Origin of the sequence: Streptomyces sp. AA4 (assembly GCF_000158875.1) — a bacterium.
Taxonomy (GTDB): domain Bacteria; phylum Actinomycetota; class Actinomycetes; order Mycobacteriales; family Pseudonocardiaceae; genus Amycolatopsis.
Window position 1 is genome coordinate 830,687 of sequence record NZ_GG657746.1, and the last position, 22,894, is coordinate 853,580.

Sequence of the window (22,894 nt, forward strand, 5' to 3'; positions counted from 1 at the left end):
GGTCATGCTCGCCGACGACGTCACCGTCACCACTGCCCAGGACGGTCAGCTCACGGTCATCGAGCGCATCGTCACCGACGCCCCAGCTAGCCACCGCATCGCCGAGCGCGTCCCCGTCACCGACGACGAGGACCGGCTCTACTCGATCACTGACCTGCATCTCTCCGGCGCCGCGACCGCCGACGGAACGACGGTCACGGTCACCGGGCCGGCGACCGTGACGTACACAGTGGACGGTGCGGTCGCCGCTGGCGGGCAGGTGCGGTTTCAGCTCACCGGGGGCTGGGATCGTGCGGTCGACCGGGTCACCGCCGCCTTCAGCGGGCCGGGAGTGTCCGCCGCGGATTGCTACGCCGGTCAGCCCGGATCGTCTCGGCAGTGCACTTTCTCCGAACTCCGGAGCGGGGGAGCGCATGCCGAGCAAAACGGCCTGCGCCAAGGGGATCGGATCGACTTGGCCGTCCAAACCGGACCATTGCCGGAGAACGCCCAGTTTGTCCCGACTGGACCGTTGGCCGTCTTCGCGCCGGGGTTTCCTTCTGTCCTCAGCGGTCTTGCGTTGGTGCTCTACCTGCTCATCGGTGCCAGCGTGTTGCGTCTCCGCATCAGGCAGCGTGGTGAACTCGACCTCGCCGCCACGGTCCTCGATCTCGTCGCCCGCGGGCATCTGCGCATCGCCGACGGTCAGGTCAGTCATGGCGAAGCCGATCCGCTCACGCCGTTCGAACAAGCGGTCAAGAGCGCCTTCCCGCCGGGTCCGCTCGCTGCCGCACGGCCGGATCAGGCAGAACTATGCGCCCTTCTCGACGCCGAAACGCATCGCCATGGCTGGCTGTCCGCGAGGCAACCGCACGTCCGCCGAGCCGGGCTCATCCTGGCCGCTGCGGGCATCGTGACGACCGTCGTCCTCGCCCTCACCGTCGGCGAGGCGCTGATCGGCGTCGCGCTCCTGATCGCTGGAATCGCCACTTTCCTAGCCGCTCCGCTGGTGCACCCCCGGCGTGGCCGCGCGTTGGGGAGTCCGGCGAGGCGGGCCGAATCTCCGCTGGCGGTGGAGATCGACGCGATCCAGGCAATGGCCGAACGACGCTCGGCGGTGTCCGCGCAATGAAACTCGCCGCTCTGCTGCTGATCCCGTTCCTCTCGGCGACCCCCGCCGCGGCGCAGGACCAGCCGTCGCTGCCGGGCCTGCCGCAGAGCGTCGAAGTCGCCTTGAAGGTCCAACGGGACGGCAGCCTGTCCGTCACCGAAGCAGTCTCGGTCCCGCGCGACACGTCGATGACCCGCACCATCCCGTTGCGCGCCAACGACCGCGTCCTCGGGATCCGCGACATCAGCATCGAAGGCGCGGGCAATGCCGAGACCGGCAACGACCAGGTGACCTTCTACCTGCGCGGCGGAACGTCCGTGCTTCGGTACACAGTGGACGGTACGGTCGGCACCAGCCTCGGCGTCGAGCACGTGACCTGGGACGTCGCCAGTGGCTGGGACACTCGCCTCGAACTGGTCCGGGCGACCTTCGCCGCGCCCGCCGTCCCGGACGCGCTCAGCTGCCTCGCTGGTCCGCCCGGCTCGACGACCCGCTGCGGTGCCGCGCAGATCGACCACTCCGGCCTGACCCGCGTCTCGGTGCCGAAACTTCAGCCCGGCTCTCGCGTCCAACTGACTGCCGAACTGCCCGGCGGCACAGTCGCCGCGACCGAGAAGCTCCTTCCCTCCGGTCCCTTCGCCGCGACTGCGCCGGTGTGGTGGGCATGGCTGGCCTTCGCCGTGCTGTCGCTCGCTGGTGCCGTCGCCGTGTTCGTACTCCGTCGACGCGACCGACAGCCTGGGCACGCCATCCCCGTACCGCTCCTCGACAACGGCCGCTTCTCTTCGCCGGAAGGCGTGCTCCCCGGACACGTAGGACCGCTTCTCACCGGACGCGTCAGCTCCGTCGACCTAGCCGCGACAGTGCTCGACCTATGCGTCCGTAACTATCTATGGGTCAGCGAAGACGGCCCACGCAACTGGGTCCTCGTACGCCGCAACCCGCCCGACGAACACCTAACCGCCTTCGAGCGCGCGGTGTACGCAGCCGCTGTGCCCGGCGAAGCCGCGACGCTCGCGGAAGTACGCGAAGCAGGCGTACCCGAGCTAGTCGCCGACACGGTCCGTCGCGGTTGGCGATCCCCGAAGCGACTGTCGAAGGTCGGCCCGCGGCTATGTGGGTACGGCGTCTTCCTCACCGTCCTGCTGGCCTTCACCGTCGGTTACGCACAACTCGGGTTGGTGCTTCTCGCCACCGGCATCGCTGTGACGGCAGCCGCTCGCCTTCTGCCGGAGCGAACGAAGGCAGGCCTAGACCTCCGAGACCGCCTTCTTGGGCTCAACGCGCAGCTGCGCACGATGGAGGCACCGGACGATGAACTGCTCGTCTCTCGCGCGCTCCCGTACGCGTACGCGCTGGGCGAAGCGGACGCTTGGCTAGTTAACGCTTGTTCGCTGTCGGCGTACTGGTACGGGGCCTCCGGCGAGGACGTCGTGCCATTGGCGCGGACCAGCGGATTCGTGGCCGCACTGACCGTCGCGTTCGAGGGCGCGAGGCACCTCCGACCGGACGAGCCGAAGACTCCCGCGCCTGCGTAGGGTGGAGGCATGGCCGATCCCGAGCTCTTCCGTTTCACGATCGACAACGGTCTGCGCGTGGTGCTCGCTCCTGACCCGACCGCGCCGGTGGTCGGGGTCAGCGTGCACTACGACGTGGGCTTCCGCTCCGAGCCGGAGGGGTTGACCGGTTTCGCGCACCTCTTCGAGCACCTGATGTTCCAGGGCAGCGAAAGCCTGGAGAAACTCGCGCACTTCCGGCACGTGCAGTCCAGCGGCGGCACCTTCAACGGTTCCACGCACCCGGACTACACCGACTACTACGAGGTGCTGCCCGCCGCGGCGCTGGAACGCGCGCTGTTCCTCGAGGCCGACCGGATGCGCGCGCCGAAGCTGACCGCGGAGAACCTGGCGAACCAGATCGAGGTCGTCAAGGAGGAAATCCGGCTGAACGTGCGCAACCGGCCGTACGGCGGATTCCCGTGGATCCTGCTGCCGCCGGTGCTGTACTCCACCTTCGCCAACGCGCACGACGGCTACGGCGCCTTCGAGGACCTGGAGGGCGCGACGCTGGACGACTGCGCCGCCTTCTTCGACACCTTCTACTCGCCGGCCAACGCGGTGCTGACCGTCGCGGGCGACTTCGAGGTCGAGGAGGCGAAGGCGCTCGTCGAGAAGCATTTCGGCGACGTCCCGCACCGGCCGGCTCCGGTCCGTCCGTCGTTCTCCGAACCGCTGCCCACCGCGCAGCTGAACGGCGAGCACACCGACCCGCACGCGCCGCTGCCCGCGCTGGCCATCGGCTACCGGATGCCGGACCCGATCAACGACCTCGACGGCTACCTCGCCTACCTGGTGCTCGCCGGCGTCCTCACCGACGGTGACGGTTCGCGGCTGCAGCAGCGGCTGGTGCACGTCGAACCGCTGGTGGTCGACGTCGGCGCGGGAGCCGGGCTGTTCGGCCCGTTCGAGGCGCGCGATCCGGACACGTTCACCATCACCGCGATCCACCCGCCGGACGTGCCGCGCGAGCGCGTGCTGGCCGCGCTGGACGAGGAGCTGGAGAAGCTCGCGTCCACGCCGCCGGACGACCAGGAACTGAAGAAGGTCACCGCGCGCTGGGCGGCGAGCCTGCACGCGGAGCACGACCGGCTCGTGTCGCGCACGCTGGCGCTCGGCGCGTTCGAACTGCTCTACGGCGACGCGTCGCTCGTCTACCAGCTCGCCGACCGCCTGTCCGCGGTCTCCGGCGAGGCCGTGTCGGCGGCGGCGAAGGCGCTGCGTCCGGATGCGCGCGCCGTGCTCGTCGTGAAGCCCGCAAGCACCGAAGGGACGGAACAGTGACCTCGGCTGAACAGGTCAAAGCCGCACACCGCAGCGCCGAGGAGATCGGCCGCACCGCCGCCGGACCGCGTCCGCTGCCCTCGCTCGGGCACCAGCGCGCCGCCGCCGATCTGTCCCATGTGGACACTGTGCTCTCCAACGGGCTGCGCGTGCTCGCGGTGCGCAAGGCGAGCGTCCCGATGGTCGAACTGCGGCTGTGGATCCCGTTCGCGGGCGAGGACGCGATGCACGCGGCCACCGCGGAGGTGCTCGCGGAAACCGTGCTCACCGGCACCGCGCGGCGCGACCGGGTGGAAATCGACGCCGAGGTCGCGCTGATCGGCGGCGACCTCAACGCGGGCGTCGACCCGGAGCGGCTGTACCTCGGCGGCACCGCGCTGTCCGACGGCCTCCCGACGCTGCTGGACGTGCTCGGCGACGTGCTCACCGGCGCCACGTACGGCGACGCGGAGGTCGCGCGCGAGCGGGAGCGGCTGATCGAGCGCATCGCGGTCTCGCGCACGCAGCCGCGCACCATCGCGCGCGAAGCACTGCAGAAGCACCGGTACGGCGACCATCCGGTGACCCGCGAGGTCCCGCAGGCCGAGGACGTCGCCGAGGTGACCTCCGAGCAGGTGCGCGCGCTGCACAACGCCTCGGTGCTGCCGCGCGGAGCGGTGCTCGTGCTGGTCGGAGACCTTGACCCGCAAGAGGTTCCGGCCGAGCTGGAGCGTGCGCTCGGCGGCTGGAAGTCGGACCGGTCGGCCGTCGTGCTGCCGCCGCTGCCCACGCTGACCGGCGGCAACGTCCTGCTGGTTCCGCGCGCCGGCGCGGTGCAGTCGCAGATCCGGCTGTCCGCGCAGACGGTGCCGCGCGTCGACCCGAGGTACCCGGCGCTGCAGCTGGCGAACCTGGCGTTCGGCGGGTACTTCTCCTCGCGGCTGGTGGAAAACATCCGCGAGGACAAGGGTTACACCTACGGCGCGCACTCGGGTTTCGAGTTCACCGGCGACACCGCAGTGGTCAATGTGGACGCGGACACCGCCAACGAGGTCACCGCGGCGGCGTACCTGGAAACCCGGTACGAGCTGTTCCGGCTCGGCACCGTGCCGCCGACGGCCGAAGAGGTCGAATCGGTGCGCCAGTACGCGATGGGCTCGCTCGTCACCGGCACGTCGTCGCAGAGCGGGCTCGCCGGACAGCTGATGGCGCTGGCGTCGAACGGTCTCGGCATCGAGTGGCTGCAGAGCCACCCGGAGCGGCTCGCGGCCGTCACCGCGGACCAGGTCGCCGAAGCCGCGGCGGAGTTCTTCGCCCCTGGCCGGTTCACCGGCGTCGTGGTCGGCGACGCGGAGCTGCTCGCGCCGAAGCTGGCCGCGCTGGGAGTTTCCACGAGCGAGAAGGACTGATGAGCGTTCCGTTCGAACTAGGGGCCCTGCCGACGCTGTCCCGTTCCACAGTGGACCGTCAGGAAACCTTGCGCACCAACCCGGAGCGGCTCGCCGCGAAGTGGTCCGAAGCCCGCGTGGTGCTGCTCGACGACACCGGCCGCACGCCGGTCGTCGAGGGCGGCTCCGCGCTGTCCACCCGCAAGGCGATGGACTTCGGCACCGAACCGCCCGCCGACGCGGTGTTCCTCGGCGAGTGGGAAGACATCGATTACTGGTCGCTGCCCGGCAGCATCGAAGGCGACGTCGACAGTGTGCGGCTGGCGGGCAGCTGGGGCGTGATCGAAGAGGTCCCGCGAGCCAACGGCGAGCTGTGGGTCGAGCTGCGCGGGTACGGCGAGCAGCTGGACGACACGTCGGCCGGGCTGTTCACCACCGCGCAAGCATTGCGGCACTGGCGGCGGCAGTCGCGGTTTTGCACCCGCGACGGCTCGCCGACGCAGCTGATCCAGTTCGGCTGGGCGAGCCGCTGCGAAGCCAAGGGCCACGAGGAATACCCGCGCACCGACCCGGCGGTCATCTGCCTGGTGCACGACCTCGACGGCGTCAACGGTTCGCACGTGCTGCTCGCGCGCCAGCCGATCTGGCCGCCGGACCGGTACTCGGTGCTCGCCGGATTCGTCGAGGCGGGGGAGTCCCTGGAGGGCTGCGTCGTCCGCGAAATCCGCGAGGAGGCCGGGATCGAGGTGCGGGACGTGCGCTACCTCGGCAGTCAGCCGTGGCCGTTCCCGCGCTCGATCATGCTGGGCTTCACCGCCCGCGCGGACCGCAACGCGCCGCTGGTCCCGGCCGACGGCGAGATCGAGGAAGCGCTGTGGGTGTCCCGAGAGGACGTCCGGACGGCGTTCCGCAATGCCGGGACCGGAGTGCCGACGCCGATCGCCGGTGGCGCGTCGAATCTCCTGCTGCCGGGGAACTCGTCGATCGCCCGCGTGATGTTGAAGGCTTGGGCCGAAGCCGAGGAGTGATCCCGGGCCGGTCCGTGAAGGGCTCCTTGAGGGAATCTGATTCCCTCAAGGAGCCCTTCACGGCTTTCTGGGGGTCGGGAAGCCGTGAAGGGCGGCTTTCGCCGCGCAGCCTGAACGCGTAGCTGGCTCCGTCGCGAGCCACCGCGTTTCCCGGACCACCCCGGTCCGCTGGTCTGGACCGCGTACGGTCCGCGCTCGCCCGGTCACCCTGTGCCGGTCGCCGACATCCCGCGGTATCAAGCCGTTACCCCGCTGTTTCCCGAGCCCATTGACGCCGTGTGGCCGCGCTCACTACAGTCCCGGAAAACCGTCTGTAAAGTTTCCTAATAAAGGAGCAGCCAGGTGCGAGCCGGCAGTCCGCGAACGTTGCGCGAGATGAACGACCGCGCGGCGATCGAGGCGTTGCTGCGGAACGGGCCGATGACCCGGGGCGAGCTCGAGGCCGCCATCGGACTGTCCAAACCGGCCACCGCGCAGCTGCTCACCCGCCTCGAGCAGGAAAATCTCGTCGGCAAGGCGGGGGAGCGCGCCGGTGGCGGACGCGGGCCGCGCGCTCAGCTGTGGGCGGTCAACGGCGCGCTCGCGCACGTCGCGGCCGTCGACCTCACCCCGCGGGTCGCGGACTTCGTGGTCGCTGACGTCGCCGGGGCCGTGCTGGCCGAGTACCGCGTGCAGCTTCCGGTGGCCGAGGACGCGGACGTCGTCGGGTCGTTCGGGCAAGCGCTGCGCCGGGTCGCCAAGGCCGCGGGCCTGCAGCTCGACGATCTGGCCAATGTGGTCATCGGCGCGCAGGGCGCGTTCGACCCGCGCACCGGATTGCTGTCGTCGGCCCCGCACATCCCGGGCTGGCTCGGGTTCGACGTGCCGAAGCGGCTGAGCGACGAACTCGGCGTGACGGTCAAGATCGAGAACGACGTAAACCTGGTCGCGGTCGAAGAAATGACCGTCGGCAACGCGCAGGACGTCGACGACTTCGTGCTGGTGTGGCTGTCCGAGGGCGTCGGCGGCGCGGTCGTCATCGGACGGCGGCTGCTGCGCGGCGCGACCGGCGGCGGCGGCGAGATCGACTGGATGCGCGTCCCCGATCCGGCCACTGTGGACACTGGCGACAGCTGGCCGTCGGCCGGAGCCCGGTACGGCAACCTGGTCGACTCGTCCGCGATCGTCCGGCTCGCCAAGGCACACGGCATCACCGCGGACAGCGGATGGGACGCCGTCACGCAGGCTCGTCGTACGGCGCACCTCGGGTTTCTGGACGATTTCGCGCGGCGCGTCGCCAGCGGGGTCGCCAGCCTCGTCGCGGTCGCCGACCCGCAGCTCATCCTGCTGTGCGGCGAGACCAGCCGCGCCGGCGGCGACGAGTTCGCCGGGATCGTCGCGGAAAAGCTGCACGAACTGGTCCTGCCGCGCACGCCCGTCGGCGTCGCTTCGGTGCAGGGCAACGCGGTGCGCGCCGGTGCGCTGCAGTCCGCGCTCGCCACCGCCCGTGAGGACGTCTTCGGCGTCGTCACCCCCACACTCCTCGGGCCGCGTCGGTCCGCCGGAGAGCAAGCCCCGTCCCCGACCGAGTAGACCCACCCGAAGGACAGGAGGGTTCATGTCCGCTCCCACCCGCACCCGGAGAATCGCGCGCAAGCGCGGCTCTCTGCTGCTCAGCGCCGTCGCGGCGAGCACGCTGCTGGCGACCGCCGCGTGCGGTGCCGCCGCGCCCGCTGGAGGCGGCGACGCCGCGGCTCCGCCGAACAAGGACGACAAGCTCACCATCACCGTGTACAGCAAGTTCACCGACCGCGAGTACGGCGTGGTCACGAAGGCGCTGGACAAGCTGAAGGCCAAGTTCCCCAACATCACCATCAAGCACGAGGGGAACCAGGACGACGACAAGCTCACCCAGTCGATCCGCGGCGGCAACCCGCCGGACGTGGCGATCTCGTTCTACACCGACAACCTCGGCGCGTGGTGCTCGACCGGCAGCTTCCAGGACCTGAAGCCCTACATCGAGCGCGACAAGATCGATCTCGAGCAGATCCCGCAGGCGGTCCGCGACTACACGTCGTACCAGGGCAAGCGGTGCGCGATGCCGATGCTCGCCGACGTGTACGGGTTCTTCTACAACAAGACGCAGTTCGCGGCCAAGGGCATCGCCGGCCCGCCGAAGAACACCACGGAACTGTTCGAGGACGTCAAGAAGCTCACCGAGTTCAACCCGGACGGTTCGATCAAGACCGCGGGCTTCCTGCCGTCGATGCCGTTCTACGCCAACCAGGCGCAGTACTGGGCGCCGAACTTCGGGGCCAAGTTCATGGGCCCGGACGGGAAGTCGTCGCTCGCCTCCAGCCCCGGCTGGAAGGAGATGTTCGAGTTCCAGAAGAAGCTCATCGACTTCTACGGCGGGCACGAGAAGGTCGAGAAGTTCAAGGCCGGTCTCGGTGACGAGTACTCGAAGGACAACGGTTTCCAGACCGGCAAGCTTTCGATGATCTACGACGGCGAGTTCCGCACCGCGTTCATCAAGGACCAGGTGCCCTCGCTCGACTACGGCACCGCGCCCGCGCCGGTGCTCGACAGCCTGGCCGGCCAGTACGGCGGCGGATTCGGCACCGGCACGATCATCGCGATCCCGAAGGGCGCGAAGAACCCCGGCGCGGCGTGGGAGCTGATCAAGCAGGCCTCGCTCGACACCGACACCCTCGTCGAGATGGCCAACGGCCTGAACAACGTGCCCAGCACCAAGGATTCGCTGAACTCGCCGAACCTGAAGATGCCGCCGCAGTTCAAGACCTTCACCGACATCTACAACAGCGGCAAGCTGGTCGCCAACCCGACCACGCCGATCGGCGACGCGTTCCTCAAGGCGGTCAACGACTTCGCCGAGAAGTGGCAGGCCGGGTCGGTGCCCGATCTGGACGCGGGCCTCAAGAAGGTCGACGCGCAGATCAACGACGAACTGGCGCAGAAGGGCGCCGGCGGATGACCACGCTGACCGCAGCGGAAACCGGAACCCCTGCCGCGTCGAACCAGGCGCGGCGGGGGTCTCCCCGGGCCAAGCGCCGGCGCACGGTGTTCTGGTTCATGGCGCCGGCCACCCTCGGGTTCCTCATCTTCTTCGCCTACCCCCTCGGCGCGACGCTGTTCTACTCGTTCACCCGCTACGACCTGATCAACCCTCCACAGTGGATCGGGTTCGACAACTACGTGCGCATGTTCACCAGCGAGCCGCTGGTGAAAACCGCCGCGTACAACACGTTGTGGCTCGTGATCATCCTGACGATCTGCCGGGTGCTGTTCTCGCTCGGCGTAGCGTCGGTGATTTCGCGGCTGAAGTCGGGCGTCGGCATCGTCCGCACGCTCTGCTACCTGCCCGCGCTCGCCCCGCCGGCGGCCGCGACGCTCGCGTTCGTCTTCGTGTTCAACCCGGAATTCGGTCCGGTGAACCGGTTCCTGCGCCTGGTGGGCATCGACGGCGGACTGTGGTTCAACAGCCCGGAAATGTCGAAGCCCGCGCTCACCCTGCTCGCGCTGTGGGGTTCGGGCGAGCTGATGATCATCATCCTGGCGGCGTTGCTGGACGTTCCGCAGGAGCAGTACGAGGCCGCGGAACTCGACGGGGCCGGGCCGGTGCGCCGGTTCTGGCACGTGACGCTGCCGTCGATCTCGCCGGTGTTGCTGTTCGGCGTAGTCAACTCGATGATCTACGCGCTGCAGTTCTTCACCCAGGCGATCGTCGCCGCGTCCGCTTCCGCGGGGACGGCGGACGTGGCGGGCAACTCGAAACTGATCGGTGCGCCGGAAAACTCGACGCTGACGTATCCGATCTGGTTGTACGTCCAAGGTTTCCGGTATTTCAACATGGGTTACGCGGCCGCGATGGCGGTGCTGCTGTTCCTGGTCTCCGCCGGGTTCACGTGGCTATTGGTCAGGCAGATGCGTAAGACGCAACATCAGGAGGACGGAGCATGACGACGCTTTCGGCACCGCCGCGTCCGGCTCCTCCGGTGCATCCGCGGGAGAAGTTCAAGCGGCGCTGGGACAAGAAACTGTCCTTTGTGGCCACCCACGCGGTCGGCATCGCGCTCGGCGTGATCTTCATGCTGCCGCTGCTGTTCGTTCTCCTCACCTCGGTGATGAAGAGCGACCAGGCGATGACGTCCAGCCTGTGGCCGGCCGAATGGCATTTCGAGAACTTCGTCGAGGTGTTCAAGAAGGCCCCGCTGCTGGAGTACTTCGGCAACAGCCTGCTGTACTCGGCGCTGGCGACGATCGGGGCGCTGGTCTCGGCGATCCCGGCGGCGTACGGGCTGGCGAAACTGCGGTGGCGCGGGCAGAACCTGTGCTTCATGCTCGTCGTCGTCGCGATGATGCTGCCGCCGCAGGTCACCGTCGTTCCGCTGTACGACCTGTGGGTGCGGCTGGGCTTCACCGGCACCTTGGTGCCGCTCATCGTGCCGTACTTCTTCTTCGACGCCTTCTCGATCTTCCTGCTGCGGCAGTTCTTCCTCACCATTCCGAAGGACTACCTCGAAGCGGCGAAGATCGACGGCTGCAACGAATTCCGGGTGCTCACGCGGGTGCTGATCCCGATGGCGAAGCCGGGGATCGCGGCCACCGCGATGTTCTGCTTCCTGTTCACCTGGAACGACTATTTCGGCCCGCTGCTCTACACGGGCGAGAACAAAGACAACTGGCCGCTTTCACTGGCGATCGCGTCCTTCCGAGGCATGCACCACGTCGAATGGAACCTCACGATGGCCGCGACCGCGCTGATCATGCTGCCGGTGATCGTGCTGTTCGTGTTCGCGCAGAAGTCGTTCGTCAAGGGCATCACGTTCACGGGAGTCAAGGGATGAAACTGGCAGTGGTCGGCGGTGGGTCCACCTACACGCCGGAGCTGATCGACGGCATCGCCGGACGGCGGGCCTCGCTCGACGTCGACGAGATCGTGCTGATCGACCCGGACGCCTACCGGGTCGAAGCCGTCGGCGAGTTCAGCCAGCGGCTGCTGAACCACGCGGGGCATTCGGCCCGCGTGCGCACGACGGCGAACCTGGAGGAAGGCGTCGACGGCGCGTCGGCGGTCCTCATCCAGCTGCGCGTCGGCGGCCAGAAGGCGCGCGCGTCGGACGAGACTTTCCCGCACCTGTGCGGTTGTGTCGGCCAGGAGACGACCGGCGCGGGCGGGCTGGCGAAGGCGTTGCGCACGGTGCCGGTGGTGCTCGACATCGCCGAACGCGTGCGCAAGGTCGCCGGCGACGACACCTGGATCGTCAACTTCACCAACCCGGTCGGCATCGTCACCCGCGCGCTGCTGCAGGAGGGCCACCGCGCGGTCGGCCTGTGCAACGTCGCGATCAACCTGCAGCGCAAGTTCGCGAAGCTGCTCGGCGCGTCGACCGGCGACGTCAAGCTGGTCCACACTGGACTGAATCACCTGAGCTGGGAGCGCGGCGTCCTGGTCGACGGGGTCGACCGGCTGCCGGAACTCCTTGCCCAGCACGCGGAATACCTCGGCGAAGAGGTCAGCGCGCCGGTCGAGTGGATGCAGCGGATGCAGGCCGTTCCGTCGTACTACCTCAAGTACTACTACTCGCACGACGCGCAGGTCGCGAAGCAGCAGACCGAGCGGCCGCGCGCCGAGGCGGTCAGCGACGTCGAGGAAGAGCTGCTGAAGATCTACCTCGACCCGGAGCAGGTCACGAAGCCGGAATCGCTGGAGAAGCGCGGCGGCGCGTACTACTCGGAGGCGGCGGTGCAGCTCGTGCACGCGCTGACCTCCGGCGGTGCGGCCGAGGAGCACGTGGTGAACGTCCGCAACAACGGGACGTTCGATTTCCTCCCGGACGACGCGGTGATCGAGGTTTCGTCCACTGTGGATTCCGCAGGCGCGACCCCGATCCCGCAGTCCCCGGTGGACCCGCGGTTCGCCGGGCTGATCGCCGGGGTCACGGCGTACGAGTACCTGGCACTGGACGCCGCGATCAAGGGCGGCCGGGACCGGGTCGCGGACGCGCTGCTCGCGCATCCGCTGGTCGGCCAGTACGCCAAGGCGGACCAGCTCGCGGACGAACTCGTCGCACGCAACCGGGATTTCCTGCCCTGGGCGCGGGCATGAGCGACACCGTCGTCGCGATCGACGGGGGGAACAGCAAGACCGAGGTGCTGGTGGTTTCGCGGGACGGCGTCGTGCTCGGCGCCTCCCGCGGCCCCGGCGTTTCCCCCCAGCGGGTCGGAGTCGACGGATGCGTTGCCGCGTTGGAAGATTTCGTCCAGGAAGCGCTCCGCTCCGGCGGTCTGCCGACTGAGCCGCCGTTCGCCGTGCACACCTCGGCGTACCTGGCCGGCCTCGATTTCCCGCGCGAGGAAGAGGCCCTGCACAAGGCTTTGTCGGCGCGCGGCTGGAGTTCCACTTTGGACGTCGGCAACGACGTGCTCGCTTTGCTGCGGGCCGGAAGTTCCGACGGCACCGGGGTAGCGGTGGTGTGCGGCGCGGGCATCAACGGCGCCGGCTTCGCCCCGGACGGCCGGTCGTACCGCTTTCCCGCGCTGGGCAAGGTGTCCGGCGACTGGGGCGGCGGCTACCGGCTGGGCGAGGAAGCCCTCTGGTGGGCCGTCCGCGCCGAGGACGGACGCGGTCCGCGAACTGCGCTGGAATCAGCGGTCGCGAAGTACTTCGGTGCTTCGAAGCTGCTGGATGTGGTGCAGGGCTTGCACTTCGAGGAGATCGACGCCGCGAAGATCCACGGCCTCTGCCCGCTGTTATTCGAGGTGGCCGCGGCCGGAGACGAGGTCGCGCAGGACGTGGTGACGCGGTTCGCCGAGGAAGTGAGCCTGTTGGTGGCCGCGATCATGCGCCGCCTGGACCTCACGACGTCCGCCCCCGAGGTCATCCTCGGCGGCGGCGTGCTGACCGGCGTCGATGCGTCCGTGATCGCGGACATCGAACGGCGCTGCCTGAAGGTGGCCCCGCGAGCGCAGGTGCGCGTGGTGGAGGTAAACCCGGTCGTCGGAGCCGCACTGTTCGGTTTGGACAAGATCGGGGCCGCGGAATCTGCGAAAGCGGCGCTGAAGGCGGCGACGCAACGCGCGTGAGATGTGGGGTGGCTGCCGGGACAAGGCAGCCACCCCACTCTCGCGTCAGGCCGTGAGGTTCTTGCCCGTCTCCAGCACCGACTTCAGGTCGGACAGGACCCACGCCCAGCCGCCGCCCGCGTTTTCGCCCGGGCCGGCGTTGATGTCCTCGTGCACGCCGGACACAAGAGCCGCGTGGTTCGGCGCGCCGGCGACGTCGTGGGTGACGGTGAGCCGGGTGCCCGCGGTCTGCGTTTCCTCGATGTCATAGGTCACTGTGGTGTACGGCTCGGCGACGAGGCTCGGGTCCATCTGCAGTTTCCACGTGATCACCAGCCTGCGCGGCGGATCGACCTCGAGTACTTCGCCGTCGAGGAGATCGCTGGTGAAGCCCGAATCGATGAACTCCTGGGTCGGCTTGGTGCGGTGCTTGCCGCCGCGCTTGAGGTCGAAGTCGGCGAGGCCGGTGTAGCCGTACTTCTGCGTCCATTCCGGCTTGGTGAGGGCGTCCCACACCGCCTGCGGAGTGGCCTTGATGTAGACGCGGTTGACCTGAACGGTCGTGGTGTCGCTCATTTTCCGGGCTCCTTGAAGGTTTCTTCGGCTTCCAGCTGAGCTTTGAGGTCCAGCAGCGCCGAGGCGCGGTGTGCGGTGTACTTGTCGATCCAGCGGTCGTGGATCCGGCGGATCGGGACCGGGTTCAGGAAATGCCGCTTCTCCCGCCCCTCCTTGCGCGAGGTGACCAGATCGGCCTCCTCGAGGAGCTTGAGGTGCTTCATCACCCCGAACCGGCTCATGTCCACTTCGGACTCCAGCTCGGTGAGCGTGCGGCCGTCGCGCTCGTAGAGCAGGTCGAGCAGGAACCGGCGGGTCGGGTCCGCCAGAGCCTTGAAAACCAGGTCCTCGTCGGGCACGCACCGAGAATAGGTGACCAGAAGGTCACATGTCAACCAGAAGAACGGCCGCTGGTCTCCCCGCGTGCGGAGACCAGCGGCCGGAGGGGGAGCGCTAAAGCAGGGCGCCCAGCGGCAGGATCAGCGCGATCGCCACCACGGAGATCACCGTTTCCATCACCGACCAGCTCTTCAAGGTCTGGCCGACCGACATGCCGAAGTACTCCTTGACCAGCCAGAACCCGGCGTCGTTCAGGTGCGAGAAGAAGAGCGAACCGGCACCGATGGCCAGCACGAGCAGGGCGTTGTGCGTCGGGTCCAGCGTCGCGGCCAGCGGGGCCACGATGCCCGCCGCGGAGACCGTCGCGACCGTCGCCGAACCGGTCGCCAGGCGGATCGCCACCGCGACCAGCCAGCCGAGCAGCAGCGGGGACAGGTTAGCGCCCTTGGCGAGGCTGGTGATCACGTCGCCGACCCCGGCGTCCACGAGGGTCTGCTTGAACCCGCCGCCCGCGGCCACGATCAGCACGATCCCGGCGATCGGGCCGAGGGAATCGCCGATGATCGACGACAGCCGTTCCCGGTTCAGCCGGGCCGGGCGGCCCAGCACGACCATGCCGACGAGGACCGCCAGCAGCAGCGCGACGAGCGGGTCGCCGATGAAGTCCAGGACGCGGCGCGCCGGGTTCCCCTTCCCCGCCAGGATGTCCGCGAGTGCCTTGGCCAGCATCAGGACCACCGGCAGGAGCACCGTGGCCAGCGTCGCGAAGAAGCTCGGGCGGTGCTTTTCGTCGGTCCCCTCGGATTCCGGGACCAGCCGGGCGGGCGGCGCGGCGTCGGGCACCATCTTGGCGGCGAGACGGCCGAACAACGGACCGGCGATGATCACGGTGGGAAGGCCGACCAGCAGGCCCAGTCCGAGGGTGAGGCCGACGTTGGCGTTCAGCGAACCGGCGGCGGCGAGCGGACCGGGGTGCGGCGGGATCAGGCCGTGCAGCACCGACAGCCCGGCCAGCGCCGGAATTCCCAGCAGCAGCACCGGTTTCCCGCTGCGCTTGGCGACCAGCAGCACGACCGGGATCAGCATCACGAGGCCGATCTCGAAGAACATCGGCAGCCCGATCAGCGCGGCGACCAGCGCCATCGCCCACGGCAGCCCGGGCCCGCGGACCCGGCCGAGCACCGTGTCCACGATCCGGTCCGCGCCGCCGGAGTCGGCGAGCAGTTTGCCCAGCATCGCGCCGAACGCGATCAGCACGCCGACGGACGCGACGGTGCTGCCGACGCCGGTGGTGAAGCTCTTGAGCAGTTTGTCGATCGGCGTCCCGGCGGTCAGGCCGAGCACGCCGGAGCCCAGCGTGAGCGAGAGCAGCGGGTGCAGTTTGACCTTGCTGATCAGCACCACGATCACGGCGATGGCGAGCACCGTGGCGAGGATCAGGCGGGTGTCGTGGCCGGTCCAGCCGGCGGCGAGGGTGGTCATGCGCGCTCCTGGAACGCTTTGAGCGCCGACTCGACGAGTTCGGCGGGGGGACGGCTGATGTCGAAGGTCGCTCCCGGCTCGTCCGCTTCCAGCGGTTCGAGGTCGGCGAGCTGGGAATCGAGCAGCGAGACCGGCATGAAGTGGCCGGTCCGGGTCTTCATCCGCTCGGCGAGCAGTTCGCGGGACCCGTGCAGGTGCAGGAACCAGACGTCCCCGCCGCCGCGCAGCACGTCGCGGTAGCGCCGCTTCAGCGCGGACGAGCTGACCACCGCGCCGTTTTCATGGTGCTTCCCGATCCATTCCGCGATCGCGGCCAGCCACGGGGCGCGGTCCTCGTCGTTCAGCGGATGCCCGGCGGTCATCTTCTCGATGTTCGCCCGGGGGTGGAAGGTGTCTGCCTCGGCGTACACGGTCCCGAGCCGTTCCGCGATCGCTGTGCCGACCGTCGTCTTGCCCGAGCCCGATACGCCCATCACCACGATGACCGTCATCCGCACCTCCCACGTCTTTGTGCCTTGGAGAGTCAAACTCAAAAGTACTACTTAATCAAGAAGAAGTAGTACTTAATCGAATCAGAGCGCTAGGTTGAGGCCGTGGGGACTGATCGGCACGAGGACATGCTCGACGAGCTCGGCGCGGCCATCGCGAGCGGCGAGCTGGCTCCGGGCGCGGTGCTGCGCTCGGAGGAGCTGCAGGAGCGGTACGGGACTTCGCGGACGGTGGCCCGCGAGGTCGTGCGGGTCCTCGAGACGATGGGGCTGACCAGCAGCCGCCGCCGCGTCGGGGTCACCGTCCGCGAGCCGGCCGAGTGGAACCACTATGACCCGAGGCTGATCCGCTGGCAGCTCGACGGCGCGGACCGGCCGACCGCGCTGCGCACGCTGACCGAACTGCGCTCGGCCGTCGAACCGTGCGCGGCCCGGTTCGCCGCGATCCGGGCGACCCCGGAGGAACGCGGGCGGCTGCGCGCGCTGGCGGTGCACCTCCAGCGGACGGCGCGGGCCCGGGATCTCGACACCTTCCTCGGCCACGACGTCGCATTCCACGATCTGCTCCTGACCGCGTCGCGGAATCCGATGTTCGCGCAGCTGTCCTCCGTGGTCGCCGAAGTGCTGGCCGGCCGCACCGGGCACGGCCTGATGCCGGAGGAACCGCAGCCCGAGGCGGTGGCGCTGCACGTCGAGGTCGCCGAGGCGATCGACCTGGCCGAACCGGAGCGGGCCGAACGCGCGATGCGCGACATCGTGGAGCAGGCACGCGAGGAAATCGCCGCCGCGGTGTCGAGTAATCTCGGCGGCTGAATCGTCCACGTTCGGGGGGCTACAGGTGAGCGCGGCGCGCGCGATCGGCTTGATTCTCGGTTTGGCCGCAGACGGGGCACTCGGCGATCCGCGGCGACGTCCGCCGGTCACCGCGTTCCGCGAAGCGGTCGCCGCCGCTGGTTCGCGGCGCGCGGCCGGGCTCGGAATCGCGGGCGCGGCAGTCGCGGCTGGCGTAGTGATCGAGCGCACCGGCAGCCGCCGCCCGGTCCTGCAGGCGACGACGACGGCGGTGGCGACCTGGGCGGTCCTCGGCGCGGCCGGGCTGGCCACGCAGGGCACGGAACTGGCGCGCGATCTGGAGGAAGGCCGTCTCGAACCGGCGCGCGACACACTGTCCGAACTGGACCCGCGCGTGACGGACGGGCTGAGCACGATCGGGCTTTCCCGTGCGTCCGTGGAAACTCTGGCCGAGAACACGTCCGAAGTGGTCGTCACCCCGTTGTTGTGGGGTGCGGTCGCGGGCGTGCCCGGGTTGCTCGCGGCGCGGATCATCGGCTTGCTGCGCCGGCTGCTTCCCGGGCACTGGGCCATTGACCGGTTTCACGAACTGGTGCACCTTCTGCCGACCCGGGTGGCGGCCGCGCTGACCGTCGCGGGCGCGCCGGTGGTGGGCGGTTCGGCGGGTGGCGCGTGGCGGGCTTGGCGCCGGGACACGATCGCGCATCCGAGCCCGAACGCCGGTCGCGTCGAGGCGGCTTTCGCCGGTGCGTTGGAGATTCGCGTCGGCGGGCGGACCGAGTACCCGCACGGGGTCGTGGAATTGCCGGTGCTCGGGGTCGGCCGGAATCCGGATGCCGGACACGTGACGCGTGCGGTGGAACTGTCCCGAGTGGTCGGTTGGCTGGCCGCGGGGACGTCGGTGATCGTGGCCGTGCTCGCCGGGTTGCGTCGCCGGAACCGTTGAGCCCTCAGGGTTTCAGGTGCGCGATCGCTTCCGCGTCATGGAAGCCGTCCCGTTCGGACAGTAGCGCGCCGATCCGCTGCCGGTCCTCGGACTTCTTGTTCCCGCCGTACTTGAACTTCGCCCGCACGTCGGTCACCGTCAGCTCGACCCCGCGAATCCCGGGCAGCAGCCGCCGGTCCGGAGTGTCCACAGCGGACACCGGGGTGCGCTTGCCGTCCGGTTCGAAATGCGCCAGCTGGTGGTTCAGCAGCGCGGCCTTCTCTTCGGGATCGTCGATGAGCCGGACGTCGCAGGCCAGCTGCACGCTCGCGTAGTACGACGTGGGCACGCCGAGCGCGGGATCGTCGGCGGTGTTCCAGTCCGAGCGGATGTACGTGTAGTCGCCGGTCACCGTCAGCAGGGCGCGCGGGTGTTCCTCCAGCAGCGGCCACACCGGGTTCGGCCGGGCGAGGTGCAGCCGGACGGTCGCGTCGCCGTCGAAGACGAAGTGCGTCGGCACCACCACCGGGAGGTCGCGGCCGCGGCCGCCGGCGACCAGTTCGCCGAAATCGTGTCCGGCGAGCCATTCCCGCCATTCGTTCTCGTCCGCGGCGTCCCAGGGGTGGATCAGCATGCCGTCAGTATCCGTGCGGCAAGTGGCCCGGACAAAGGGCCATTTTCCGGTAAAACGACCAGGCCACTCAGGCGGTCGGCGAGTACTCGTCCTCGTCTTCGGCGAGCATCTCCGCGACGGACTTGCGCCGCCCGCGCTGCGGACGTTCGGTGGTCAGCGCGCCGCCCGGGCGCAGTTCGCGGATCGTGAAGTAGAGCCAGCCCAGCAAGGCCATCGTGCCGAACGCCAGCCACTGCAGCGCGTACGAGAAGTACGGGCCGGACTCCAGTTGCGGCAGCGGCAGCGGGCTGAGCACGCCGGGCTGATTCTGGTCGAGCTGGAAGTACCCGGGCCGGATGGTGAGGCCAGAGGACTTCGCGACCACGCGCGAGTCGACGGTGTAGCTCTGCAGCTTCCCGTTGGTCGACGCGTCGGCGAACGCTTCGCGGTTCTTCGGGTCTGTCTCGTCGCTTCGCACGCGCGCGACGACAGTCACCTGCCCGCCTGGCGCTGCCGCGTACGGGAGCACCCCGGAGTCGCTGCTGAGCCCGACGTAGCCGCGGTCGATCAGGTACACAGTGCCGTCAGTAGCGCGAAGCGGCGTGAGGACTTCGTACGCGCCTTGGCCCTGCACAGTGCGCAGCCGTGCGACAACCTCGGCCGAAGGCAGGTACGTGCCGGTGACGGACACGAGGTGCCACTCGGTGTTCTTGTCCGGCTTCGTCCCGGGCGGCAGCAGCTGCGCCGCGGGCACGGGTTTCGCGGTGAACGACGTGGTCAGCGCGTTGTTCTGGGTGACCTGCTCGCCGTCGCGGCGGAACTGCCACGGGGCCAGCAGCGTGTAACAGCAGATGGCGAAGGTGAACACCACCACTGTCAACGCCAGCCATCCCGGCCGGAGCAGAAACCGCAACCGCACCCCTCTACGGTAGGCCGTCGCGTTCCGTGCGCGCACCCGGACCGGACGTCACGCCTGCTCGCGGACCCAGTCCAGCAGTCCCGGCACGCTCCGTTCGATCATCCCGAGCACGTCCTCGAAGCCGTCGTCGCCGCCGTAATACGGGTCCGGCACCTCGGCGCCCTCCGGAGCGGACGGGTCGAACGAACGCAGCAGCCGCACCCGCGAAGGGTCTCCGACACGCGACTGCAGAAAGCTGAGGTGACTCTCGTCGGCGGCGAGCAGCAGGTCGGCTTCGAGGTCTTCGTCGCTGACCTCGGCCGCGATGTGCTCGGTGGGGTAGCCGTGCGCCTTCAACGTGGCCCGCGCCCGCCGGTCGGCCGCCTCGCCGACGTGCCACGGTCCGGTGCCCGCGCTCGACACCCGCACGGCGCCGGCGAGTCCCGCGTCGGCGAGCTTCTTGCGGAAGACCAGCTCCGCCATCGGGGAGCGGCAGATGTTTCCGGAGCACACGAACACCAGGGACGGCATGGTTCGCAGTCTTCCAGAGCGACCGTGCGAGGATCCCCAGGTGCCTGCATTAGCCGAGATCATCGCCGTCCTCGAACGCAGTTACCCGCCCCGGCTGGCGGAAAGCTGGGACGCCGTCGGGCTCGTCTGCGGAGACCCGGCCGAGGACGTCCAGCGCGTGCTGTTCTGTGTCGACCCGGTCGAGGAGACGCTCGCCGAGGCCGAGGAAATCGGCGCGCAGCTGATCGTCGCGCACCATCCGCTGCTGCTGCGCGGCGTGCACGGCGTTCCGGCGGACACCGCCAAGGGCTCGCTCGTGCACCGCATGATCCGCGGCGGCATCGCGCTCTACTGCGCGCACACCAACGCCGACTCGGCCGACCCCGGCGTGTCCGACGCGCTCGCGCAGGCCATCGGCCTGGAGGTCGACCGGCCGCTCGATCCGCACGAACCAGGCGGCGCCACCGGCATCGGCCGCATTGGGCACTTGCCCGAGGCCGAGCCGTTCGCCCAGTTCGTGCAGCGGGTTGCCAACGCGTTGCCCGCCACCGTGCCCGGCGTGCTCGGCGCCGGCGACTCGGCCCGGCTGATCCGCACCGTCGCGGTTTCCGGCGGAGCGGGGGACTCGTATCTCGCGAAGGCGACTGCCGAGGGCGTCGACGCGTACGTGACCGCGGATCTGCGCCACCATCCCGCCGGCGAACACCTCGCCTCGGCGGCCACCGTGCCCGCGCTGGTCGGCCTGACGCACTGGGCCAGCGAGTGGCCGTGGTGCGGACAGGCCTCGGCCCTTGTCGGCGCGGCCTTTGCGGGTACCGTCGAAGCTCACGTCTCCACGCGGTGCACCGACCCGTGGACCATCCGCGCTACCGCCCAGTAACTAAATCAGGGAGCACAGTGAAGGCCGACCCCGCCGTCCAGCGTCAGCTGCTCGAACTCGCGAAGGTGGACGCCGAGCTTTCGCGCGTCGCGCACCGCCGCCGCACTCTGCCCGAGCTCGCCGAGATCGAGGCCGGGGAGAAGACCGTCCGCGAGAAACGCGACGCACTGGTGTCCGTCGAGACCGCGACGTCGGACCTCGACCGGGAGATCGCCCGGCAGGAGAAAGAGGTCGAATCGGTGCGGGCGCGCGAGGACCGCGACCGCAAGCTGATGGAATCCGGGTCGGTCGGCGCCAAGCAGATGACCGACATCGAGCACGAACTGCAGACGCTCGGCCGCCGCAAGGGCGCGCTGGAGGACGACCTGCTGGAGCTGATGGAGCAGCGCGAGGCACTGGGTCTGGACGCGCAGCGCACCAGCGCCGAGGTCGACAAGGCGGTGCAGGAAGTGCAGGCCGCGCAGGCCCGCCGCGACGAGGCGTTCAAGGACCTCGACACCACCGAGGCCCGCCGCAAGGAGGACCGCGCGAAGCTGGTGCCGCGGTTCCCGGAGCCGCTGCTGAAGCTGTACACCCGCGTCTACGAGCACAAGGGCATCGGCGCGGCGCTGCTGCGCGCCCGCCGGTGCGGCGCCTGCCAGCTCGAACTCGACCGCAACACCATCTCCGAGATCAAGGCGGCGGCCGAGGACAGCGTCGTGCAGTGCGACAACTGCGGCGCGATCCTGGTCCGCACGCTGGAGTCGGGCCTGTGACCGAACGGGCGATCGTCGAGGCTGACGGAGGCTCGCGGGGCAACCCCGGCCCGGCGGGCTACGGCGCGGTCGTGAAGGACGCGAGCACCGGCGAGGTGCTCGCCGAACGCCACGAGTACCTCGGCGTGGCCACGAACAACGTCGCGGAGTACTCCGGGCTCGTCGCCGGGCTCGCCGCGGCCGCCGAACTCGGAGTGTCCATTGTGGACGTCCGGATGGATTCGAAGCTCGTGGTGGAGCAGATGTCCGGGCGCTGGAAGATCAAGCACGCCGCGCTGCAGCCGCTCGCCGCGCAGGCGCGGGAGATCGCGGCGGGCTTCGAACGCGTCAGCTACACCTGGATCCCGCGCGCGGAGAACTCGCACGCCGACCGGCTCGCGAACGTCGCGATGGACCGCGCCGGGTCCGGGGCAACCTCGTCGGCCCCGGTCTCCGAGGCGCGGCCGAAGGCCAAGGCCGCCGAGCCGGACCGGGTGTCCCCGGCGGGCTGGACCGGAGCCCGCGGCACGCCGACCAAACTGCTCCTGCTGCGCCATGGCCAGACCGAGATGTCGGTCGACCGCCGCTACTCCGGACGCGGCGACGTCCCGCTCACCGAGCACGGCCGGGGCCAAGCCGCCGCGGCCGCCAAACGGCTGGCCGCGATGTCCGGGCTGATCGGCGAGGACGGCGAACCGGCTCCGATCGTCTCGTCGCCGCTGATCCGCACGAAGCAGACCGCGCAGGCGGTCGCCGACGCGCTCGGCGGCCGGGTCGAGACGCATCCCGGGCTCATCGAGACCGACTTCGGCGAATGGGAGGGCCTCACCTTCTCCGAGGCTGCCCAGCGGGACCCGGAACTGCACCGCTGCTGGCTGAGCGATTCGTCGTGCCCGCCGCCCGGCGGCGAGAGCTTCGACGCGGTCCACGAGCGGGTCGGCACGGCCCGGCGCGACCTGATCGAGCGGTACGACGGGCGCACCGTGGTCGTGGTCAGCCACGTGACGCCGATCAAGACCCTGCTGCGGATGGGTCTCGACGCCGGGCCGTCGCTGCTGTTCCGGCTGCACCTGGACCTGGCGTCGCTGTCGATCGTCGAGTTCTATCCGGACGGCAACGCCTCGGTCCGGTTGGTCAACGACATCTCGCATCTGTCCTGAACCGGAGATTTGTGAGGTGGATCACGGTCGGGGACGACGTGTGAAACGGCCCGGATGAGGTATTGGCTAGAGTGCGGTGTCGACCGCGGCGCCGCGGCGCAGGTCCCGGCCGGGACTTCAAGGGGGGC

At 69.5% G+C, this 22,894-nt stretch carries 23 protein-coding genes; 16 read left to right on the forward strand and 7 right to left on the reverse strand.

Annotated elements, in window-relative coordinates; genetic code table 11:
- Positions 1-4: 4 nt before the first annotated feature.
- The 11 genes from SSMG_RS04055 (at position 5) to SSMG_RS04105 (ending at position 13,411) form a co-directional block, all read left to right on the forward strand.
- Entirely contained in the window at positions 5-1,111 is a 1,107-nt protein-coding gene (locus tag SSMG_RS04055) for a hypothetical protein (RefSeq protein WP_009073044.1), read from the forward strand.
- Positions 1,108-2,628, forward strand: a complete 1,521-nt coding sequence (locus SSMG_RS04060) for a DUF2207 domain-containing protein (RefSeq protein ID WP_009073046.1) — start codon at positions 1,108-1,110, stop codon at positions 2,626-2,628. Before SSMG_RS04055 ends, SSMG_RS04060 begins: the two co-directional genes overlap by 4 nt.
- 9 nt (positions 2,629-2,637) lie before the next feature.
- Positions 2,638-3,930 (forward strand): pitrilysin family protein, encoded by a 1,293-nt coding sequence (locus SSMG_RS04065; RefSeq protein WP_009073048.1) that lies wholly within the window; start codon positions 2,638-2,640, stop codon positions 3,928-3,930.
- A complete protein-coding gene (locus tag SSMG_RS04070) occupies positions 3,927-5,318 on the forward strand; it encodes a pitrilysin family protein (protein WP_009073052.1) in 1,392 nt (463 codons plus the stop codon). Before SSMG_RS04065 ends, SSMG_RS04070 begins: the two co-directional genes overlap by 4 nt.
- Positions 5,318-6,325, forward strand: a complete 1,008-nt coding sequence (nudC, locus tag SSMG_RS04075; RefSeq protein ID WP_009073054.1) for an NAD(+) diphosphatase — start codon at positions 5,318-5,320, stop codon at positions 6,323-6,325. Before SSMG_RS04070 ends, nudC begins: the two co-directional genes overlap by 1 nt.
- A gap of 342 nt (positions 6,326-6,667) precedes the next feature.
- Entirely contained in the window at positions 6,668-7,897 is a 1,230-nt protein-coding gene (locus SSMG_RS04080) for an ROK family transcriptional regulator (protein ID WP_009073056.1), read from the forward strand.
- Positions 7,898-7,922: 25 nt separating this feature from the next.
- Entirely contained in the window at positions 7,923-9,299 is a 1,377-nt protein-coding gene (locus tag SSMG_RS04085; protein ID WP_009073059.1) for an extracellular solute-binding protein, read from the forward strand.
- Positions 9,296-10,285, forward strand: a complete 990-nt coding sequence (locus tag SSMG_RS04090; RefSeq protein ID WP_009073061.1) for a carbohydrate ABC transporter permease — start codon at positions 9,296-9,298, stop codon at positions 10,283-10,285. Before SSMG_RS04085 ends, SSMG_RS04090 begins: the two co-directional genes overlap by 4 nt.
- Positions 10,282-11,172 (forward strand): carbohydrate ABC transporter permease, encoded by an 891-nt coding sequence (locus tag SSMG_RS04095; protein ID WP_009073063.1) that lies wholly within the window; start codon positions 10,282-10,284, stop codon positions 11,170-11,172. Before SSMG_RS04090 ends, SSMG_RS04095 begins: the two co-directional genes overlap by 4 nt.
- Complete coding sequence (locus SSMG_RS04100) at positions 11,169-12,434, forward strand: 6-phospho-beta-glucosidase (RefSeq protein ID WP_009073064.1); 1,266 nt, start codon at positions 11,169-11,171, stop codon at positions 12,432-12,434. Before SSMG_RS04095 ends, SSMG_RS04100 begins: the two co-directional genes overlap by 4 nt.
- Positions 12,431-13,411 (forward strand): N-acetylglucosamine kinase, encoded by a 981-nt coding sequence (locus SSMG_RS04105; protein ID WP_009073066.1) that lies wholly within the window; start codon positions 12,431-12,433, stop codon positions 13,409-13,411. Before SSMG_RS04100 ends, SSMG_RS04105 begins: the two co-directional genes overlap by 4 nt.
- A 45-nt stretch (positions 13,412-13,456) precedes the next feature.
- Here SSMG_RS04105 and SSMG_RS04110 read toward each other — a convergent pair whose 3' ends face one another.
- From SSMG_RS04110 to SSMG_RS04125, 4 genes are all read right to left on the reverse strand, one after another.
- On the reverse strand, positions 13,457-13,966 hold the full coding sequence (locus tag SSMG_RS04110) for an SRPBCC domain-containing protein (RefSeq protein WP_037712486.1): 510 nt from the start codon (positions 13,964-13,966) through the stop codon (positions 13,457-13,459).
- Positions 13,963-14,304 carry a helix-turn-helix transcriptional regulator gene (locus SSMG_RS04115; protein WP_037712488.1) on the reverse strand — a complete coding sequence of 114 codons (342 nt, stop codon included), beginning with the start codon at positions 14,302-14,304 and terminating at the stop codon, positions 13,963-13,965. The genes SSMG_RS04110 and SSMG_RS04115 overlap by 4 nt, the downstream gene beginning before the upstream one ends.
- Positions 14,305-14,398: 94 nt before the next feature.
- Entirely contained in the window at positions 14,399-15,766 is a 1,368-nt protein-coding gene (locus SSMG_RS04120; RefSeq protein ID WP_009073070.1) for a gluconate:H+ symporter, read from the reverse strand.
- A complete protein-coding gene (locus tag SSMG_RS04125) occupies positions 15,763-16,257 on the reverse strand; it encodes a gluconokinase (protein WP_037712490.1) in 495 nt (164 codons plus the stop codon). Before SSMG_RS04125 ends, SSMG_RS04120 begins: the two co-directional genes overlap by 4 nt.
- A gap of 102 nt (positions 16,258-16,359) precedes the next feature.
- Between SSMG_RS04125 and SSMG_RS04130 the strand changes: the two genes are divergently transcribed.
- Together SSMG_RS04130 and SSMG_RS04135 are read left to right on the forward strand one after the other, a co-directional pair.
- Positions 16,360-17,067, forward strand: coding sequence for a FadR/GntR family transcriptional regulator (locus SSMG_RS04130; RefSeq protein WP_009073074.1), 708 nt, complete (start codon positions 16,360-16,362; stop codon positions 17,065-17,067).
- Positions 17,068-17,092: 25 nt separating this feature from the next.
- Positions 17,093-17,992 carry a cobalamin biosynthesis protein gene (locus SSMG_RS04135; protein ID WP_009073075.1) on the forward strand — a complete coding sequence of 300 codons (900 nt, stop codon included), beginning with the start codon at positions 17,093-17,095 and terminating at the stop codon, positions 17,990-17,992.
- A gap of 4 nt (positions 17,993-17,996) precedes the next feature.
- On the opposite strand, the gene SSMG_RS04140 is transcribed toward SSMG_RS04135, so the two are convergent.
- From SSMG_RS04140 to SSMG_RS04150, 3 genes are all read right to left on the reverse strand, one after another.
- Positions 17,997-18,605, reverse strand: a complete 609-nt coding sequence (locus SSMG_RS04140) for an FMN-binding negative transcriptional regulator (RefSeq protein WP_009073078.1) — start codon at positions 18,603-18,605, stop codon at positions 17,997-17,999.
- Positions 18,606-18,672: 67 nt separating this feature from the next.
- Complete coding sequence (locus SSMG_RS04145) at positions 18,673-19,503, reverse strand: SURF1 family protein (RefSeq protein ID WP_037712496.1); 831 nt, start codon at positions 19,501-19,503, stop codon at positions 18,673-18,675.
- A gap of 48 nt (positions 19,504-19,551) precedes the next feature.
- Positions 19,552-20,013 carry a low molecular weight protein-tyrosine-phosphatase gene (locus SSMG_RS04150; RefSeq protein ID WP_009073082.1) on the reverse strand — a complete coding sequence of 154 codons (462 nt, stop codon included), beginning with the start codon at positions 20,011-20,013 and terminating at the stop codon, positions 19,552-19,554.
- Positions 20,014-20,053: 40 nt separating this feature from the next.
- On the opposite strand from SSMG_RS04150, the gene SSMG_RS04155 reads away from it, so the two are divergent.
- From SSMG_RS04155 to SSMG_RS04165, 3 genes are read left to right on the forward strand one after another with little or no spacing between them, the layout of a single operon-like run.
- Positions 20,054-20,872, forward strand: a complete 819-nt coding sequence (locus SSMG_RS04155; protein ID WP_009073084.1) for a Nif3-like dinuclear metal center hexameric protein — start codon at positions 20,054-20,056, stop codon at positions 20,870-20,872.
- A gap of 17 nt (positions 20,873-20,889) precedes the next feature.
- Entirely contained in the window at positions 20,890-21,627 is a 738-nt protein-coding gene (locus SSMG_RS04160) for a zinc ribbon domain-containing protein (protein WP_009073087.1), read from the forward strand.
- A complete protein-coding gene (locus SSMG_RS04165; protein ID WP_009073088.1) occupies positions 21,624-22,766 on the forward strand; it encodes a bifunctional RNase H/acid phosphatase in 1,143 nt (380 codons plus the stop codon). The genes SSMG_RS04160 and SSMG_RS04165 overlap by 4 nt, the downstream gene beginning before the upstream one ends.
- Positions 22,767-22,894: the final 128 nt, after the last annotated feature.